The 16601-nt window shown below is 71.1% G+C and carries 19 protein-coding genes and 1 pseudogene; 6 read left to right on the top strand and 14 right to left on the bottom strand.

Going from position 1 to position 16601, the window contains the following annotated elements:
* Window positions 1-237 (top strand): annotated as a pseudogene (locus IEZ03_RS37640) (M48 family peptidase); the annotation flags it as partial.
* 8 nt (window positions 238-245) lie between these two features.
* Here IEZ03_RS37640 and IEZ03_RS07270 read toward each other — a convergent pair.
* The 4 genes from IEZ03_RS07270 to ctaC all read right to left on the bottom strand — a co-directional run bounded on the left by IEZ03_RS07270 (window position 246) and on the right by ctaC (window position 4500).
* Complete coding sequence (locus IEZ03_RS07270) at window positions 246-1445, bottom strand: L,D-transpeptidase (protein ID WP_229808099.1); 1200 nt, start codon at window positions 1443-1445, stop codon at window positions 246-248.
* A gap of 203 nt (window positions 1446-1648) precedes the next feature.
* The gene (locus IEZ03_RS07275; protein ID WP_184886455.1) at window positions 1649-2059 is read right to left on the bottom strand and encodes a cytochrome c oxidase subunit 4; all 411 of its coding nucleotides are present in this window, start codon (window positions 2057-2059) and stop codon (window positions 1649-1651) included.
* A 3-nt stretch (window positions 2060-2062) separates the two neighbouring features.
* On the bottom strand, window positions 2063-3730 hold the full coding sequence (gene ctaD / locus IEZ03_RS07280; protein ID WP_184886457.1) for an aa3-type cytochrome oxidase subunit I: 1668 nt from the start codon (window positions 3728-3730) through the stop codon (window positions 2063-2065).
* Entirely contained in the window at window positions 3727-4500 is a 774-nt protein-coding gene (gene ctaC, locus IEZ03_RS07285; RefSeq protein ID WP_229808100.1) for an aa3-type cytochrome oxidase subunit II, read from the bottom strand. Before ctaC ends, ctaD begins: the two co-directional genes overlap by 4 nt.
* Before the next feature lie 180 nt (window positions 4501-4680).
* Here ctaC and IEZ03_RS07290 point away from each other — a divergent pair, with 180 nt between their 5' ends.
* Both IEZ03_RS07290 and IEZ03_RS07295 read left to right on the top strand, forming a co-directional pair.
* Window positions 4681-5877 carry a cysteine desulfurase family protein gene (locus IEZ03_RS07290; RefSeq protein WP_184886461.1) on the top strand — a complete coding sequence of 399 codons (1197 nt, stop codon included), beginning with the start codon at window positions 4681-4683 and terminating at the stop codon, window positions 5875-5877.
* Window positions 5874-6179, top strand: a complete 306-nt coding sequence (locus IEZ03_RS07295; RefSeq protein ID WP_184886463.1) for a sulfurtransferase TusA family protein — start codon at window positions 5874-5876, stop codon at window positions 6177-6179. Before IEZ03_RS07290 ends, IEZ03_RS07295 begins: the two co-directional genes overlap by 4 nt.
* A gap of 104 nt (window positions 6180-6283) precedes the next feature.
* Here IEZ03_RS07295 and IEZ03_RS07300 read toward each other — a convergent pair whose 3' ends face one another.
* Both IEZ03_RS07300 and IEZ03_RS07305 read right to left on the bottom strand, forming a co-directional pair.
* Window positions 6284-7270, bottom strand: a complete 987-nt coding sequence (locus tag IEZ03_RS07300) for a carbohydrate kinase family protein (RefSeq protein ID WP_184886465.1) — start codon at window positions 7268-7270, stop codon at window positions 6284-6286.
* A 172-nt stretch (window positions 7271-7442) separates the two neighbouring features.
* Window positions 7443-7805 carry a HesB/IscA family protein gene (locus IEZ03_RS07305; protein WP_131983223.1) on the bottom strand — a complete coding sequence of 121 codons (363 nt, stop codon included), beginning with the start codon at window positions 7803-7805 and terminating at the stop codon, window positions 7443-7445.
* Between the two features lie 238 nt (window positions 7806-8043).
* Between IEZ03_RS07305 and nadA the strand changes: the two genes are divergently transcribed.
* On the top strand, window positions 8044-9198 hold the full coding sequence (gene nadA / locus IEZ03_RS07310; protein ID WP_184886467.1) for a quinolinate synthase NadA: 1155 nt from the start codon (window positions 8044-8046) through the stop codon (window positions 9196-9198).
* An 8-nt stretch (window positions 9199-9206) separates the two neighbouring features.
* Here nadA and pspAB (IEZ03_RS07315) read toward each other — a convergent pair whose 3' ends face one another.
* The 6 genes from pspAB (IEZ03_RS07315) to IEZ03_RS07340 form a co-directional block, all read right to left on the bottom strand.
* Window positions 9207-9806, bottom strand: coding sequence for a PspA-associated protein PspAB (gene pspAB / locus IEZ03_RS07315; protein WP_184886469.1), 600 nt, complete (start codon window positions 9804-9806; stop codon window positions 9207-9209).
* A gap of 1 nt (window position 9807) precedes the next feature.
* Window positions 9808-10725, bottom strand: coding sequence for a M48 family metalloprotease (locus tag IEZ03_RS07320; RefSeq protein WP_184886471.1), 918 nt, complete (start codon window positions 10723-10725; stop codon window positions 9808-9810).
* Window positions 10726-10812: 87 nt separating this feature from the next.
* Entirely contained in the window at window positions 10813-11382 is a 570-nt protein-coding gene (pspAB, locus tag IEZ03_RS07325) for a PspA-associated protein PspAB (protein WP_184886473.1), read from the bottom strand.
* 5 nt (window positions 11383-11387) lie between these two features.
* A complete protein-coding gene (gene htpX / locus IEZ03_RS07330) occupies window positions 11388-12305 on the bottom strand; it encodes a zinc metalloprotease HtpX (RefSeq protein WP_184886475.1) in 918 nt (305 codons plus the stop codon).
* A 115-nt stretch (window positions 12306-12420) separates the two neighbouring features.
* A complete protein-coding gene (gene pspAA / locus IEZ03_RS07335) occupies window positions 12421-12699 on the bottom strand; it encodes a PspA-associated protein PspAA (protein ID WP_184886477.1) in 279 nt (92 codons plus the stop codon).
* Window positions 12696-13517: a PspA/IM30 family protein gene (locus tag IEZ03_RS07340; protein ID WP_184886479.1), complete on the bottom strand. Its 822-nt coding sequence runs from the start codon at window positions 13515-13517 to the stop codon at window positions 12696-12698. Before IEZ03_RS07340 ends, pspAA begins: the two co-directional genes overlap by 4 nt.
* Window positions 13518-13650: 133 nt before the next feature.
* Here IEZ03_RS07340 and IEZ03_RS07345 point away from each other — a divergent pair, with 133 nt between their 5' ends.
* Both IEZ03_RS07345 and IEZ03_RS07350 read left to right on the top strand, forming a co-directional pair.
* Window positions 13651-14226, top strand: a complete 576-nt coding sequence (locus IEZ03_RS07345; protein WP_184886481.1) for a DUF3043 domain-containing protein — start codon at window positions 13651-13653, stop codon at window positions 14224-14226.
* Between the two features lie 96 nt (window positions 14227-14322).
* Window positions 14323-15324 carry an aldo/keto reductase family protein gene (locus IEZ03_RS07350; RefSeq protein WP_184886483.1) on the top strand — a complete coding sequence of 334 codons (1002 nt, stop codon included), beginning with the start codon at window positions 14323-14325 and terminating at the stop codon, window positions 15322-15324.
* 72 nt (window positions 15325-15396) lie between these two features.
* Here the strand turns inward: IEZ03_RS07350 and IEZ03_RS07355 are convergent, their stop codons facing one another.
* Window positions 15397-15594 carry a hypothetical protein gene (locus IEZ03_RS07355; protein ID WP_184886485.1) on the bottom strand — a complete coding sequence of 66 codons (198 nt, stop codon included), beginning with the start codon at window positions 15592-15594 and terminating at the stop codon, window positions 15397-15399.
* 64 nt (window positions 15595-15658) lie between these two features.
* Entirely contained in the window at window positions 15659-16546 is an 888-nt protein-coding gene (locus tag IEZ03_RS07360) for a DsbA family protein (protein ID WP_184886487.1), read from the bottom strand.
* Window positions 16547-16601 lie beyond the last annotated feature (55 nt).

Here is a 16601-nt window from a genome sequence, read left to right on the forward strand (position 1 = left end):
CTCGTCAGCCGGCACATCGAGGCCCGCGCGGACGTGCACGCCCTGAACCTCACCCGCGACCCGGCGACGTTCGTGTCGATGCAGCACGAGCTGTCCGTGCGCAACATCTCCGACCTGAACCCCGACGCCCTGGAGAGCCTGCTGTGGCTCAGCCACCCTCCGGGCCCCGGGAGGATCGCCATGGCCCGCGACTGGGCCCGCCGCAACGGCGTCCCGGAACCGCCGCCGCTGCGCTAGCCGGTGTGTCACTCGCCTTCGGCTCGCGGCTGGTCCGGGCCGCCCTGCCCGGCGGACACGGTGGACGCGTCCTCGGGCGGGGCCGTCTTGACCGACCGCTTCAGCGCGCTCCCGTTCACCCACTCCTTCCAGTCGGCCTGCCAGTAGCCCCAGCCGTTGTTCGTTTCGAGTTCCCGGCTCGATCCGGTCACCACGATGGGGTCGCCGCGCTGGGTGAGGTCGAAGAACCACTTCGCGTTGGACGGGCTGACGTTGATGCAGCCGTGGCTGACGTTCGAGCTGCCCTGGCTGCCCACCGACCACGGCGCGCTGTGGACGTACTCACCGCTGTCGGAGATCCGCACCGACTTGTAGACGGTCAGGCTGTAGCCGCCGGGGCTCCCCGGGCTGATCCCCATCCAGGAGGACGTCATCGTGACGGGGTCCTCCTTCGACATCGCCAGGTGGACGCCGTTGGTGGTGGTGTACTTGCGCACCCCGCCCTTGCCCATGCTCGTCGGGATGGTGCGGACCTTCTTGCCGTTGACCTTCACCACCATCTTGTGGGTGTCCTCGCCGGCCGTGGAGACCTGCGAGTCGCCGACCTTGAAGCCGAGGGAGTAGTTCTTCCCCCCGTACACGTCGCCGCCTGTGCGCACACCGCTGAGGTGGGCGTCGAAGGTGACCTTGGTGTGGGCCGGCCAGTACTCCTTCGTCCGGAACACGACCTCCTGGTCGCCGAACCAGTGCCAGGCGCCCTCGACGGTCTTGTCGGCGCGGACCTCCAGCGCCCGCTCGACCGCCGCCCTGTCCTTCACCGGGCGCTCGAACTGCATGATGATGGGCATCCCGACGCCGACGGTCTCCTTGTCGTTCGGCGCCTCGATCGTCACGTCGTTGGTCTTCTCCACCTTCGCCGTCGTGAAGCGGCTGGTGATCGTTCGGGTCCTGCCGTCCGCGCCGAGCGCCGTCGCGCCGACCGTGTACGTCGCGCCCGGCTCCAGCGTCCAGCGTGACCGCCACTCGGTCTTGTCGGCGTTCAGGCCGCCCTCGACCGCGCCGCCCCCGGTGGACACGGTCACGTTCTCGATGGTGCCGCCGTGCGCCTGGACGGCGATGGGCCGCTCCGGCCCGTGCGTTCCGCCGCCGTCGGGCGACACCGTGAGGCGTACCGCCTCGGCACCGTCCTTGTCGTCGCCTTCCGAGCACGCCGCGGCCCCCGCGACCATGCTCGCTCCCACGAGCACGGCGGCGGCGCGCCGCCCCCGGTCCCCCGGTCGTGAGCCACCCACCCGCATGTGGACCCCCCGGTCGTCCCCACTGGGCGATCGACCCGCCTGCCCAGCCCGGTCGCTGGAACGGTGCCCAGTATGTGAAAGGGCCGGTACCCGCAAAATGCGGACACCGGCCCCTCCTGGGGTTCTTTTACCGACTAGTGGGCGAAATGACCCCGGTAGTACTCGAAGACCAGACCGATCGTGGACAGGAGCGCGGCGGCCAGGCCGAACATGAACAGCCACCAGCCGAACACGATGCCGAGCGAGACGGTCGCGGCCGACAGCCCGATGTACAGCGGCCACCAGCTGTGCGGGCTGAAGAAGCCCACCTCGCCCGCCGCGTCCGCGATGTCGCCCTGCGGGTCGTCCTCGTACAGCGGCCCGTTGTTGGCCCGCTCAAGGCGCCGGATCGTGAAGTGGGCGTAGAACCCGATGAGCCCGGCGAGGCCGACGGCCAGCCCCAGCGCCGTGGTGCCGGTCCAGTCCTTGGACCAGAGCCAGTACACGACGTCGGTGGCGAGGAAGAAGAGCGCGGTCCCGTAGAACATGAACGCCTGGACGCGCATCGGCTACTCTCCCTTCGCCCCGGCGAGCTCGCCCTGGGCACCCACGTGCGGGTGGTGCAGGTCGAACGCCGGCCGCTCTGAACGGATCTTCGGAATGAAGTTGAAGTTGTGCCGCGGCGGCGGGCACGACGTCGCCCATTCCAGCGAGCCGCCGTAGCCCCACGGGTCGTCGACCTCCACCCGCTTGCCCCGCTTCCACGTGATGTACACGTTGTAGAAGAACGGCAGCATCGAGGCGCCGAGCAGGAACGAGAAGATGGTGGAGATCTCGTTCAGCGCGTGGAACTCCGCGGCGTAGTCGGCGTACCGGCGCGGCATTCCCGCGGCGCCCAGCCAGTGCTGGACGAGGAACGTGCCGTGGAAGCCGACGAACAGCATCCAGAAGTGGACGTGCCCGAGGCGGTCGTTCAGCATCTTGCCGGTCCACTTCGGCCACCAGAAGTAGAAGCCCGCGAACATCGCGAACACCACGGTGCCGAAGACGACGTAGTGGAAGTGCGCCACCACGAAGTAGGAGTCGGAGAGCTGGAAGTCCATCGGGGGCGACGCCAGGATGACGCCGGTGAGCCCGCCGAACAGGAACGTCACCAGGAAGCCCAGCGCCCACAGCATCGGCGACTCGAACGTCAGCTGCCCTCGCCAGATCGTCCCCACCCAGTTGAAGAACTTGATGCCCGTCGGGACGGCGATGAGGAACGACATGAACGAGAAGAACGGCAGCAGGACCTGGCCGGTCACGAACATGTGGTGCGCCCACACGGTCATCGACAGCCCGGCGATGCTGATGGTCGCGAAGACCAGGCCGACGTAGCCGAACACCGGCTTGCGGCTGAACACCGGGAGGATCTCCGTCACGATGCCGAAGAAGGGCAAGGCGATGATGTAGACCTCCGGATGCCCGAAGAACCAGAACAGGTGCTGCCAGAGCAGCGCGCCGCCGTGCGAGGCGTCGAAGATGTGCGCCCCGAGCTTGCGGTCGGCCTCCAGCGCCAGCAGCGCCGCGGCGAGCGGCGGGAAGGCCAGCAGCACCAGGACGGAGGTCAGGAAGACGTTCCAGGTGAAGATCGGCATCCGGAACATCGTCATGCCCGGCGCGCGCATGCACAGGATCGTGGTGATGAAGTTGACCGCGCCCATGATGGTGCCGAAGCCCGACATCGCCAGGCCCATCACCCACAGGTCGCCGCCGATGCCCGGAGAGCGGACCTCGTCCGACAGCGGGGCGTAGGCGAACCAGCCGAAGCTGGCCGCGCCGTTCGGGGTCAGGAAGCCCGACAGGGCGATCAGGCTGCCGAACAGGAACAACCAGAACGCCAGCATGTTCAGCCGGGGGAACGCCACGTCGGGCGACCCGATCTGCAGCGGCATGATGACGTTGGCGAAGCCGGCGAACAGCGGCGTCGCGAACATCAGCAGCATGATCGTGCCGTGCATCGTGAACATCTGGTTGAACTGCTCGTTGCTGACGACCTGGAGACCGGGCTCGAACAGCTCGGCGCGCATCACGAGCGCGAGCACGCCGCCGAACAGGAACATGAAGAACGACGTGATCAGGTAGAGGTAGCCGATCACCTTGTGGTCGGTGGACGAGAGCCAGGAGGCGAGGATCCGCCCCTTGCTCGTCCGCGGCGCGGCGATCGGTGCGCTCGGTGCGTGACTGGTCGTGGTCACTGGGCACCTCCCGCGGCCAGTGCGGCCTTGGAGTCGGCGATGAACTTGTCGTACTGCTCGGGGGACACGACCTTCAGCTGGAACAGCATCCGGCTGTGGTCGACGCCGCAGAGCTCGGCGCAGCGGCCCTCGTAGGTGCCCTGCTTGGTGGCCGTGAACTCGAACTCGTTGACGAAGCCCGGCATGACGTCCTTCTTGTAGATCAGCGCCGGGACCCAGAACGAGTGGATGACGTCATTGGAGTGGAGCCGCACGCGGACCGTCTCCCCCGAGGGGATCGTCATCACGGGCTTGCCGGGGGCGGGGCCGTTCGGCGCCACGGGCACGCCCGTGACGGAGGCGACGGTCCGCTCCTTGCCGGAGGCGTCCTTCTCCTTGTAGTCGAACTGCCAGCTCCACTGGTACGCGATGACGTCGACGACCACGTCGGGGTTCTCACTGGTCGACTCGACGAAGTTCTGGTCGCGCGCGGTGAAGTAGAACAGGACCGCGATGATGACGAACGGGACCGCCGTGTAGAGGATCTCGATCGGCAGGTTGTAGCGGACCTGCGGCGGCAGGTCGTCGGAGCGCTTGCGGTGGAACAGCACCGCCCAGATGATCAGTCCCCAGACGAGGCCCCCGACCGCGAACGCCGCGATCCAGGAACCCTGCCACAGTTGCAGCATGCGCTCGCCCTGGATGCTGATCGGCTCGGGCATGCCAAGGCGGCTGCCGCTGCAGGCGGTGGCGGACATCGCCAGCAGCCCCAGCGCACCGGCGCTTCTCAATGCGCGGCGACTGCGCACAGGCGTACGCCGCTCCCTAGAGCGGGTCGGACTCACGGAATGCCTTCCCCACGGTGAAAGCCCGGTCGGCCGGGCGGAGAGATCAGTTGTTACACGTGTGGTGGACACACTAGCGCGAGGGTCGCGCACCCCCCCGATCGGGTGCCCGGTTAGTGTTCTTGCGTGGCCGAACCGAGCATTCCGGGCGCCTACTTCGACGCCGCGTCCACCGAGCCGCCGCACCCGGCGGCCAGGTCGGCGCTGCTGGAGACCATGGACGCGGCCTGGGCCGACCCCGCACGCCTGTACGGGACGGCCAGGGGCACCCGCGTGGTGCTGGACCGGGCGCGCGAGCGCGTCGCCGCCGTCCTCGGCGTCCGCGCGGACGAGCTGTCGTTCACCACGTCGGGCACCCAGGCGGTGCACCTGGCGGTCCTCGGCGGGCTGCGGGCGCGCCGCCGCGTCGGGCGCCACCTGGTCGTCAGCGCCGTGGAGCACTCCAGCGTGCTGCACGCGGCCGAGCTGCACGAGCGCGACGGCGGCGAGGTGACGGCCGTCGGGGTCGACCGGACCGGCCGCGTGGACCCGGAGGAGTTCGCCGCCGCGCTGCGCCCCGACACCGCGCTCGCCTGCCTGCAGTCGGCCAACCACGAGGTCGGCACGATCCAGCCCGTGGCGGAGGCCGCCGAGTCCTGCCGCGCGGCGGGCGTGCCGCTGTTCGTCGACGCCGCGCAGTCCCTCGGGCGGGCGGACGTCCCGGGCGGCTGGTCGTTCCTGGCCGGCAGCGCGCACAAGTGGGGCGGCCCGGCCGGGGTCGGCGTCCTCGCCGTCCGGAAGGGCACCCGGTGGCGCTCCCCGCTGCCCGACGACGAGCGGGAGCGGCGCCGCGTCCCCGGGTTCGAGAACGTGCCGGGCATCGTGGCGGCGGCCGCGGCGCTGGAGGCGTACCGTGCGGACATGGCCGCCGACGCGCCGCGCCTCACCGCGCTCGTGGACCGCATCCGCGCCGAAGTCCCGCGGCGGGTCCCCGACGTCGAGGTCGCCGGCGACCCGGTCCGGCGCCTGCCGCACCTGGTGACGTTCTCGTGCCTCTACGTGGAGGGCGAGGCGCTGCTGACCGAACTCGACCGGCTGGGTTTCGCGGTTTCGTCCGGCAGCTCGTGCACGGCGGATACGCTGCGTCCCAGTCACGTGCTGGAGGCGATGGGAGTGATCACCCATGGGAACGTCCGGGTATCGCTGCCGCGCGGCGCCCGCACGGCGGACGTCGACCGGTTCCTCGCCGAGCTCCCGGGCGCCGTCGCCCGGCTGCGGGGGACGGCGATGAGCACGCTCGAGACAGGGAACACCCTCGAGACAGGGAGGCGGTCGCGCCCATGAGGTTCCGAGGCCGCGGCAAGGGCGCGACGTCCCCCGAGGCGGCCCCGCCCCCCGCCGAGCCCGCCGGCCCCCCGCCCGCGCTCGCCATCGACGCGCTCGGCCGCAAGTGCCCCATCCCGATCATCATGCTGGCCGAGCGGATCCGCGAGGTGCCGGTCGGGCAGATCATCGCCGTGCTCGCCGACGACGCCGCGGCCCGGACCGACGTCCCCGCCTGGTGCCGCATGAAGTCGCAGGAGTTCGTGTGGGAGGAGACGCTCCCGCAGGGCGGCTGGGGGTTCCACATCCGCCGCATGTACTGACGCGCGTGCGCGGAAGGGCGTGCCTGGGACCCGCCCCGTTCCGCAGACGATGAAGGGCCGCGCCCGGGGGGCGCGGCCCTTTCACGTGGCGGTCGAGGGAGCGGCTACGGGGCGGGGCAGGTCAGGTGGGGAGCGATCTCGTCGGCCGCGTCGGACCCGTAGGCGGCGGCGAAGCGGTCGAGGAAGCCCTGGCGGGACAGGGTGTACTCCTGCGGGCCGGCGGCCTCGAGCGCGTGCGCGGCGATGGCGCAGCCGACCTGGGCGGCGCGCTCCAGCGGCAGGTTCCAGGCCGTCGCCGTCAGGAAGCCCGCGCGGAAGGCGTCGCCGACGCCGGTCGGGTCGACGACGTTCTCGACGGGGAGGCACGGGACGTGCAGGCCCTCCTCGCCCTCGCGGTCGATGACGACGCCCTTGGCGCCCAGGGTGGTGACGCGGACGCCGACGCGGCCGAGGATCTCCTCGCCGCTCCAGCCGGTCTTCTCCTCGGCGAGCGCCCGCTCGTAGTCGTTGCTGAACAGGTAGGCGGCGCCGTCGATGAGGCGGCGGACCTCGGTCCCCTCCATCCGGGCGAGCTGCTGGGACGGGTCGGCGGCGAACGGGATGCCGCGGGTGCGGCACTCGTCGGTGTGCCGGAGCATCGCCTCGGGGTCGTTCGGGCTGATGACGACGAGGTCGAGGCCGCCGACGCGGTCGGCGACCGGCTTGATCTCGATGGAGCGGGCCTCGCTCATCGCGCCCGCGTAGAACGTGGCGATCTGGTTCTGCTCCTGGTCGGTGGTGCACAGGAAGCGGGCGGTGTGGTGGATCTCCGACACGTGCACGGACGCGGTGTCCACGGCGTGCCGCTCGAGCCAGGAGCGGTAGTCGGCGAAGTCGTCGCCGACCGAGCCGACGAGGACCGAGTCCTTGCCGAGGCTCCCCATGCCGAAGCAGATGTTGGCGGCGATTCCGCCGCGGCGGATCTCCAGCTCGTCCACCAGGAAGGACAGCGATACCCGGGCCAGCTGATCGGGCAGGAGCTGGTCGGTGAACCTTCCGGGGAAGGTCATCAGATGGTCGGTAGCGATGGAGCCTGTCACGGCGATGCGCACGGAGCCGCTCTCCTCGTCGTGGTCGTCCGGCTGTTCGCCGGCTGTTTCGAACCCGGAAAGACTACTTCCCCATCGCACCATGGATCACTGCTGGAGTGCGCCGGGCAACCGGAAAGAGGCGGCCGGGCAAGGTGTCCCGGCCGCCCCTCCGCGGGCGCTCACCGAAGGCGGCTCAGTTGAAGGAGTCGCCGCAGGCGCAGGAGCCCGACGCGTTCGGGTTGTCGATCGTGAAGCCCTGCTTCTCGATGGAGTCGACGAAGTCGATGGTCGCTCCGGTGAGGTAGGGGGCGCTCATCCGGTCGACGCGGACCGACAGCCCGCCGAAGTCCTGGATCTGGTCGCCGTCCATCTCGCGCTCGTCGAAGAAGAGCTGGTAGATCAGGCCGGAGCAGCCGCCCGGCTGCACGGCGACACGCAGCGCAAGGTCGTCGCGGCCCTCCTGCTCGAGCAGGCCCTTGGCCTTCTCGGCGGCGGCGTCGGTGAGGTTGACGCCCTGCTGCGTGGTCTCCTGCGTGGTCTCGCCTGAAACCGTCATGTGTTCAGCTCCCGGGTCTCGCTGCGCCGCGCGGGGCGGCGGAGTGTCGCTTGTCCTCGAGGACGTCGTACGCCCCTTCCCGTAGGACAACGTACCTCGCCACAGGCCCATTCCGCGTATCGGTCTTCCCTAACACCACGAGGGGGTGCGTCGTACGTCACATCACCGCCGGGCCGGGGATGTGCAATCATTAGTCGTCAAAGCGACGATAAGTCCTCCGTCGCGAAGGGAGAACGCCGTGACCACGACGACACGCGACCTTCCGCTGCTGCTGCTCGGCAGCGGCACCGACCCCGCCAGCGAGCGCGGTGTCGACTGCCCCGGGGAACTGCCGGCCGCCTCCGACCCGGCGCTCGTGGAGCGGGCCCGCGCCGCCAAGGCGGCCCTCGGCGGGCAGGTGTTCGTGCTGGGCCACCACTACCAGCGGGACGAGGTCATCCAGTTCGCGGACGTCACCGGCGACTCGTTCAAGCTGGCCCAGCAGGCCGCGGCCCGGCCCGACGCCCCCTACGTGGTGTTCTGCGGCGTCCACTTCATGGCGGAGTCGGCCGACATCCTCACCGCCGCCCACCAGCGGGTGATCCTGCCCGACCTCGGCGCCGGCTGCTCGATGGCCGACATGGCCACCTTCGACCAGGTCGAGGACTGCTGGGACGTCCTGGAGGACGCGGGCGTCGCCGACGACGTCGTCCCCGTCACCTACATGAACTCCTCGGCCGACATCAAGGCGTTCGTCGGACGGCACGGCGGTGTCGTGTGCACCTCGTCCAACGCCAAGCGCGCTCTGGACTGGGCCTACGGGAAGGGCAAGAAGGTCCTGTTCCTGCCCGACCAGCACCTCGGCCGCAACACCGCCGTCCTGCAGATGGGCCTCTCACTGGACGACTGCGTCGTCTACAGCCCGCACCGCCGGGGGGGCGGCCTGACGCCGCAGCAGCTCAGGGACGCGAAGATGATCCTCTGGCGCGGCCACTGCTCGGTGCACGGCCGGTTCAGCCTGGACTCGGTCAACGAGGTCAGGGAGCGCGTTCCCGGCGTGCACGTCCTGGTGCACCCGGAGTGCCGCCACGAGGTCGTCACCGCGGCCGACCAGATCGGGTCGACCGAGTACATCATCAAGACGATCGAGGCGGCGGAGCCCGGCTCGTCCTGGGCCATCGGCACCGAGCTGAACCTCGTCCGGCGGCTGGCGAACGCCCACCCGGACAAGAACGTCATGTTCCTCGACAAGACCGTCTGCTACTGCTCCACGATGAACCGGATCGACCTGCCGCACCTGGTGCTGTCGCTGGAGTCGCTGGCGCGGGGCGAGGTGCAGAACGTCATCCAGGTGGACGAGGAGACCGCGCACTACGCCCGCGTGGCCCTCGACCAGATGCTCGCCCTTCCCTAAGGGAGGTCCTAAGGCAGGCCGGGCGCGTCCCAGAGGGGGAACCACCTGGCCGTATCGGGTTCCACGGGCAGGCTCTCCGCGAGCGCCTCGCGCGCCCGCGTCTCGACCAGGTTGTTGCGGCCGCGTGCCCCCTGCTCGCCGGGCGGGCGGGGGGCGAACGGGTAGAACGTGCCGCGGCCGGGCGAATGGACCAGGAGGAGCCGCTGCGGCTCGTCCGCCCTGCGGAAGCCGGTCACCGAGCAGAGCAGGTAGGGCCCGTAGCCGGCGGCGGTCAGCGTGGCGCCGACCATGTGCAGGTCGGCGACCAGCCGCTCGAACGCGTCCGGCGGGCGGGTGACGTGCGCCCACCCCCAGCCGTGCGGGCCCGCGCTGAGGCCCGTCTCGCGGCCCGGGTCGTCGCGCAGGAGCCGGGCGACGTCGCGCTGCACGCGGTCGAAGGCGCCGAACGGGCCGCCCTCCACGAGGCGGTGGCAGACCGCGCCCGTGCCGTCCGGGGCGAAGCCCGTCGCGGCCTCCAGCGCCGCCACGGCGGGCGGCAGGTCGAACAGCCGGTCCAGGTCCGGCATGCCGGGCACGCGGCGTCCGAGCACGCCGTCCAGGAACCCCACGTCAGCCGCCGCTCGCGAGCCGCCAGGAGAGGGCCGACAGCCGCTCCCGGCGCCGCTCCAGCGGAGGGTGGCTGGACAGCAGCCCGGCCGCGCCGCCGCCGCGCGCCCCGACCACGCACAGGGCGCTCACCGGGCGCAGCGCCCGCAGGTCGTCCCGGGACGCGTCCCGCAGCCCGTCGCTGATCTTGTCCAGGGCCGACACGAGATCGGAGGGGCGCCCGGTCAGCAGCGCCCCGGTGGAGTCGGCGCACAGCTCCCTGTGCCGCGACAGGGAAAGCCCCACCAGCGTGCCGACGGCGTACAGCACGGCCGCCGCGATCCCGAGCGGCAGCAGGACGATCCCGCCCGCGAAGGCCGCCGCGCGCCCGGCGCCGTACCTGTCGCGGCCGGTGAGGAGGCCCGTCCACCAGCCGAGGAACAGCCCGGCGCACAGGGCGGGGAACGTGGCGATCGCCCCGACGAGCACGTCCCGGTTGGCGACGTGCGCGGTCTCGTGGGCGAGGACGGCGGCCAGCTCGCCCGGTTCGAGGCGCGAGCGCAGCCCGCCGGTGACGCACACCACCGCCGACCCCGGTCCCGACCCGGCGGCGAACGCGTTGGGCGTGTCCAGCGCGGAGACGGCGAGCCGGGGCTTGGGCAGGCCGGACGACATGCACAGCCGGTCCAGGACGGCGTGCAGCTCCGGCTCCTCGCTGGAAGTGACGAGGCGGGCGTCCATCGCGTAGAGCGCCACCCGGTCCGCCGCGCGGGCCGAGAGCACCGCGAGGGCCACCGCGGCGGCCGCCGCGGCCGCGCCCCACACCGGACCGGCGAGGAACGCGGGCAGCACGGCGGCCGCGTACACGAGCGCGACCAGGACCGCCGTGGCGAGCATCCGCCAGGTCAGCCCGGAGTCGGGAGCGTCACGGGAGGGCGCCATGGCCGGACGCTAGCCCGGACGCGGGCGGGGTTCAGCGTCTTGTGACACACATATCGGACACGACTCGGTCACGGTGCCGGGTCACGGTCAAAGGCCCGGGGCGCCCCAGACGGGGAACCAGCGGCCGAGGTCGTCCTCGAACGGCAGGTCGGCGCCGACCGCGCCGCGCACCTGGAGCTCCAGCGCGTTGTCGCGCTTGTCCCCGGGGAGCGGGGCGAACGGGTAGAACGTGCCGCGCTTGTAGAGGTAGACGAGGGCGAGGCGCTGCCCCTCGGGGCCGCGGAAGCCCACCAGCGAGACCAGCAGGTGCGGGCCGAAGCCGTTAGCCTCCAGCGTCGCGTTCACCGCGTGCAGGTCGGTGACGAGGGCGGGCAGCTCCGCCGGGTCGTGCCGGTTCAGGATCCACGTGTAGCCGTAGGAGTCGGTGCTGATCTCGACCTTGGGCCCCTCGTCGGCGTCCAGCAGCTCCTGGACGTCCCGCTGCAGCCGCGCGAACGCGCCGCCCTCCGCCGCGCGGAAGCACACCGAGCCGAGGCCCGTCGGGGTGAAGCCGGTCGCCGCCTCAAGGGTGATCGCGGCCGTCGAGAGCCCGAACAGCCGGTCGAGGTCTGGCTTGACCGGCTTGGAGCGGCCGAGCAGCGTGTCCAGGAAACCCACCGGTTCTACACTCCCCTGCTGAGCTGGTCGGAGATCTTCGAGAGCTGGGCGAGCCGCTTGTCCAGCGGCGGGTGCGTCGAGAACAGCGACGAGACGCTGACGCCCCGGCCGAGCGCAGGGGTGAAGAAGAACGCGTTGAACGCCTGCGCGGACCGCAGGTCCCTGGTCGGGATCCGCGCGATGTCCCCGGTGACCTTCGTCAGCGCGCTGGCCAGCGCCGAGGGACGCCCCGTCAGCAGCGCTGCGGCGCGGTCGGCCGACAGCTCGCGGTAGCGCGACAGCGCCCGGGTGAGCAGGAAGCTGATCGCGTAGGCAACGGCGCTGGCGGCGACCACGGCGAGCAGGATCAGCCCCGTGTTCTGGTCCCTGCTGCGGCTCCCGAAGCCGCCCCACAGCCCCGCGTAGAGCCCGAACCGGGTGATCAGGCCCGCGAGGATGCCGAGGAACGAGGCGATCGTCATGACCGCGACGTCCCGGTGCGCGACGTGCGCCATCTCGTGCGCGAGGACGCCCTCCAGCTCCACCGGGTCGAGCCGGCGCAGCAGCCCGGTGGTGACGCAGACGACGGCGTTCTTCTGGTTGCGCCCGGTGGCGAACGCGTTCGGCACGTCGGAGTCGGCGATCGCGACCTTCGGCTTCGGCGCGTCCGACATCGCGCAGATCCGGTCGATGACGCCGTGCAGCTCGGGAGCCTCCCGCGGCGAGACGATGCGGCCGCGCATGGCGAACAGCGTCATCTTGTCGGAGAAGAAGTACTGGGCGAGCAGGAACAGGCCCGCCCCGACCAGCGCGACCACGGCCCATTCGGGAACGAAGACGAAGAACGCCCCCACGAAGACGACGTAGACAAGCCCCAGCAGGAACATCGTCACGAGCATCCGCGACGTCAGCCCCCTGTCGGAGGCGTAGCGCGTTCTGGCCATGCGGCCACCCCCTGTGCACCCCGGATCGGTATTCATTTGTGACAACGCACATGACCATCGTTTTGTGCCTGAGCGTCCACTTCGGCCGGGGGCGCCGAGGGGCGTGGACCGATCGTCAGTCGGGGATCAGCCCTTCGTCCCCGAGCATCGAGCGCACCTCGTCGATGTGCGCGTCCGCCGGGGGGAGGATCAGCTCGGAGGGCGCCAGGCTCTCCGGCGGCAGCGGCCGGCCCACCTTGCGGACGTTCTCCAGCAGCGCGTGCAGTGCGGCGCGGAAGGTCGCCTCGTCGCCCGACTCGATCGCCGACTCCAGCTGGTCGTCGAGCGAGTTGAGGGCGGGCAGCTCCTCGTCGGCCACGTCCAGCTGACCCTCGCCCATGAGGCGGACGATCACTGGGCACCCCCGGGGTTCTGCGGCCACTGGGCCTGCTGGGGGTTGTCCTGCTGCTGCGGCTGCGCGTGCTGCTGCGGCTGCGCGGTCGGCGTGCCCTGGTTCAGCTCCTTGGGCGCGGGGCCCTGGCCCAGCTCGGCCTTCAGGCGCTCCAGCTCGAGGTCGACGCCGGGGCCGGAGCCCATCCGGTCGAGTTCGGCCTGGATGTCGTCCTTCGGACCGGAGAAGTCCTCCAGGGCACCGGAGGCGAGCAGCTCGTCGATGGCGCCGGCGCGCGCCTTCATCGTGTCGGTCTTCTCCTCGGCGCGCTGGATGGCCAGGCCGACGTCGCCCATCTCCTCGGAGATGCCGGAGAACGCCTCGTTGATCTTGGTCTGCGCCTCGGCGGCCGTGTAGGTCGCCTTGATCGTCTCCTTGCGGGTGCGGAAGGAGTCGACCTTGGCCTGCAGCCGCTGGGAGGCGAGCGTGAGCTTCTCCTCCTCGCCCTGCAGCTGCTGGTACTGGGCGCGCAGGTCGTTCAGCTGGCCCTCCAGCCCGGACCGGCGGGTCAGCGCCTCGCGGGCGAGGTCCTCCCGGCCGACCTGCAGGGCCTTCTTGCCCTGGTCGGTCAGCTTGCTCTGCTGCTGCTCCAGCTGGTTGATCTGCAGCTCCAGGCGCTTGCGCGAGGTGGCGACGTCGGCGACCCCCCGTCGGACCTTCTGCAGCATCTCCAGCTGTCGCTGGTAGGAGTAATCGAGGGTCTCGCGAGGATCCTCGGCCCGGTCCAACGCCTTGTTGGCCTTGGCCTTGAAGATCATCGACATTCGTTTCATCACGCTCATCGCGCGGCGCCGGTCCCTTCGTGCTGTCGCCTCAGTCGTGAACTGGGCTCAATGACCACTGCTGGGGTTCTTATCACCCTACGCGTTAACGCGCGAGGCAGCCACGATGTTCGCAGCCCGGTAGGCTGATCCCGTGTTCAAGCGTCGTACCCCTGAGGCCCCGCCGAATCCTCCTCAGGTAGTAAAGCCAGGAGGCAAGGGGCGCCCCACGCCCAAGCGGCGGGACGCCGAGAAGCTTCGCCGGCAGCCGATCACCGCCCCCGCCAACCGCAAGGAGGCGTACAGGAAGCTGCGCGAGAAGCAGGCCGCCGAGCGCGCCAAGGTGCGCCAAGGTATGGCCAAGGGGAACGAGGAGCACCTGCTCAAGCGGGACAAGGGTCCCGTGCGCAGGCTCGCGCGCGACTACGTCGACTCGCGCCGCACCGTCGGCTCCTACCTGATGTACGGCATGTTCGCGATCGTGCTGCTGAGCATGCTGCCGATCCCGATCGCCCGGCTGCTGGTGCTGTTCGCGCCGCCGGTGCTGCTCTTCGTGGTGTTCGCCGAGGGCATCCTGCTGAGCCGCGGCATCAAGCGGCTGGCCGCCGAGCGCTACCCCGACGAGAGCGCCAAGGGCGTCGGGATGTACGCGGCGATGCGCGCCATGCAGATCCGCCGGCTCCGCATCCCGAACCCCCGGGTGAAGATCGGCGAGAAGGACAAGGTCTGACGGGCGCCTGACCGGCGGCGTCCGGCCGGCGGTGCCCGGCCGTTCCGCGCCGTCCGCACCGGGCCGCACGGGCCCGGCCCGGTTAGGGTCGGGCTCATGGAGTTCCGAAACCTGGGCCGGAGCGGTCTGAAGATCAGCGAGATCGCCTACGGCAACTGGCTCACCCACGGCTCCCAGGTCGAGGAGGACGCGGCGCGCGCGTGCGTGCGCGCGGCCCTCGACGAGGGGATCACCACCTTCGACACCGCGGACGTCTACGCCGGAACGCGCGCCGAGGAGGTCCTCGGGCGCGCGCTCAAGGGGCAGCGCCGCGAGGGGCTGGAGATCTTCACGAAGGTCTACTGGCCCACCGGCCCCGGCGTGAACGACCGGGGCCTGTCGCGCAAGCACATCATGGAGTCGGCGCACGCCTCCCTGCGCCGGCTCGGGACCGACTACGTGGACCTCTACCAGGCCCACCGGTTCGACTACGAGACCCCGCTGGAGGAGACGCTGCGGGCGTTCGACGACCTCGTCCGGCAGGGCAAGGTCCTCTACGTCGGCGTCTCGGAGTGGCGGGCGGAGGAGATCGAGCGGGCCCTCAAGATCGCCGACGAGATGGGGTTCGACCGGATCGTCTCCAGCCAGCCGCAGTACTCGATGCTGTGGCGGGTCATCGAGGCGGAGGTCGTCCCGCTGTGCGAGCGGGAGGGCATCGGCCAGCTCGTCTGGTCGCCGATCGCGCAGGGCGTGCTGACCGGCAAGTACAAGCCGGGTCAGCCGCTGCCCGAGGGGTCGCGCGCCACCGACGACAAGGGCGGCGCCAACATGATCAAGCGCTTCCTGGACGACGACCTGCTGACCCGCGTGCAGGACCTCAAGCCGGTCGCGGACGACCTCGGCCTCTCGATGGCGCAGCTCGCCATCGCCTGGACGCTGCAGAACCCGAACGTGTCGGCGGCCCTGGTGGGCGCGAGCCGCCCCGAGCAGGTCGCCGACAACGTCAAGGCGGCCGGGGTGAAGCTGGACGCCGACGTGCTGAAGCGGATCGACGACGTCCTCGACCCGGTCGTCATCCGCGACCCGGCCCTGACCAAGAGCCCGTCCAAGCGCCCCTGACCCCGGCCGGGCGGACCCGCACCGGTGCGGAGGGCGGCGGAGCCCGGCTCCGCCGCCCTCCCGCGTTCGGCGCTAGTCCGGCTCGTGCAGGCTCATCTCGTAGACGAGCGTCTCACCGTCCAGCAGGACCACCTTGTCGACCTCGCCGGCGCGCAACCCCCGCCAGTTCTCTCCCAGCCAGCTCTCCGCGTCCGCCTGGGTGGAGAAGGTCTCCTCCGCCATGCCGACCGATCGCCCGTCGGCCTTCTCCAAACGCCAGCTCCACGCCATCGCTTCTGACCTCCCTCGTCGCCGGTGAGACTAACCGGAACGCGGCCCCGGGGCGCGGATCCGGTCAGGAGGCGGATTCGATGGCGCGGCGCAGGGCCTCCGGGGTCTCGGTGTCGGACGAGGCGAGCGTGCGGCCGTTCACCTGCACGGTGGGCGTGCCCTGGATGCCGGAGTCGATGTAGCCCCTGCTGACCGTCTTCACGCTCTGGGCGTAGCGCTGCTCCTCGACGCACGATGCGAAGCCGTCGTCGCTCTTCACGAGATCCGCCCCGTACAAGAGCAGGTCCTCGACGGTGTAGCCCGGCGTCTCGAGGGTGTCCGGCTGGCGGGCGTACAGGGCGTCCTGGTAGGTGAGCCAGCGCGCGCCGTCGCCGACGCAGCGCAGCGCCGCCGCGGCCCGGAGCGAGTTGTCGTGCGCCGGCTGCCTGCTCTGGTCGAAGACGAGCATCGGGCGGAAGACCACTTTGGCCTTCCCGGCGACCGCCAGCTCCTTGAGCATCGGGTCGTGCTTGCGGTCGAAGTCGCCGCAGTGCGGGCAGGCGAAGTCGACGTAGATCTCCACCACGGGGGACGTGACGCCCGGGCGGGCCATCTCCAGGCTGCCGTCGCGCTGCGGCGTGGCCTCCGCGCCCCCGGCGATCTTGCCGGTCCGCAGCTGGACACCGCCGCCGTCACCGCCGCCGCCGTCGTCCCCCCGCGCCACGAGGAAGACGACCGTCGCCGCGACCAGCACGAGGACCAGTCCGCCGGCCGCCAGCCCGATCACCAGGCCGACGCCGCAGCCGCTGCCTCCCCCGGAGGGTGGCGGGGGTCCGTACGGACCGGGCGGGCCGGGCTGCCAGCCGGGGCCTCCGGGCGGCGGGCCGCCGGGCGGGCCTGGGGGCGGGCCGTAGGGCGGCTGCGCGCCCGGGCCCGGCCGGCCCGGCCATGGTGCGTTCGGGGGGTTGCCCACCGGGGCCTCCTGCGGGGGACGTTCGTGATCCTTCCAGGTGAACGTAACCATAGGG

This window comes from Actinomadura livida (assembly GCF_014648675.1).
Lineage (GTDB): Bacteria > Actinomycetota > Actinomycetes > Streptosporangiales > Streptosporangiaceae > Spirillospora > Spirillospora livida.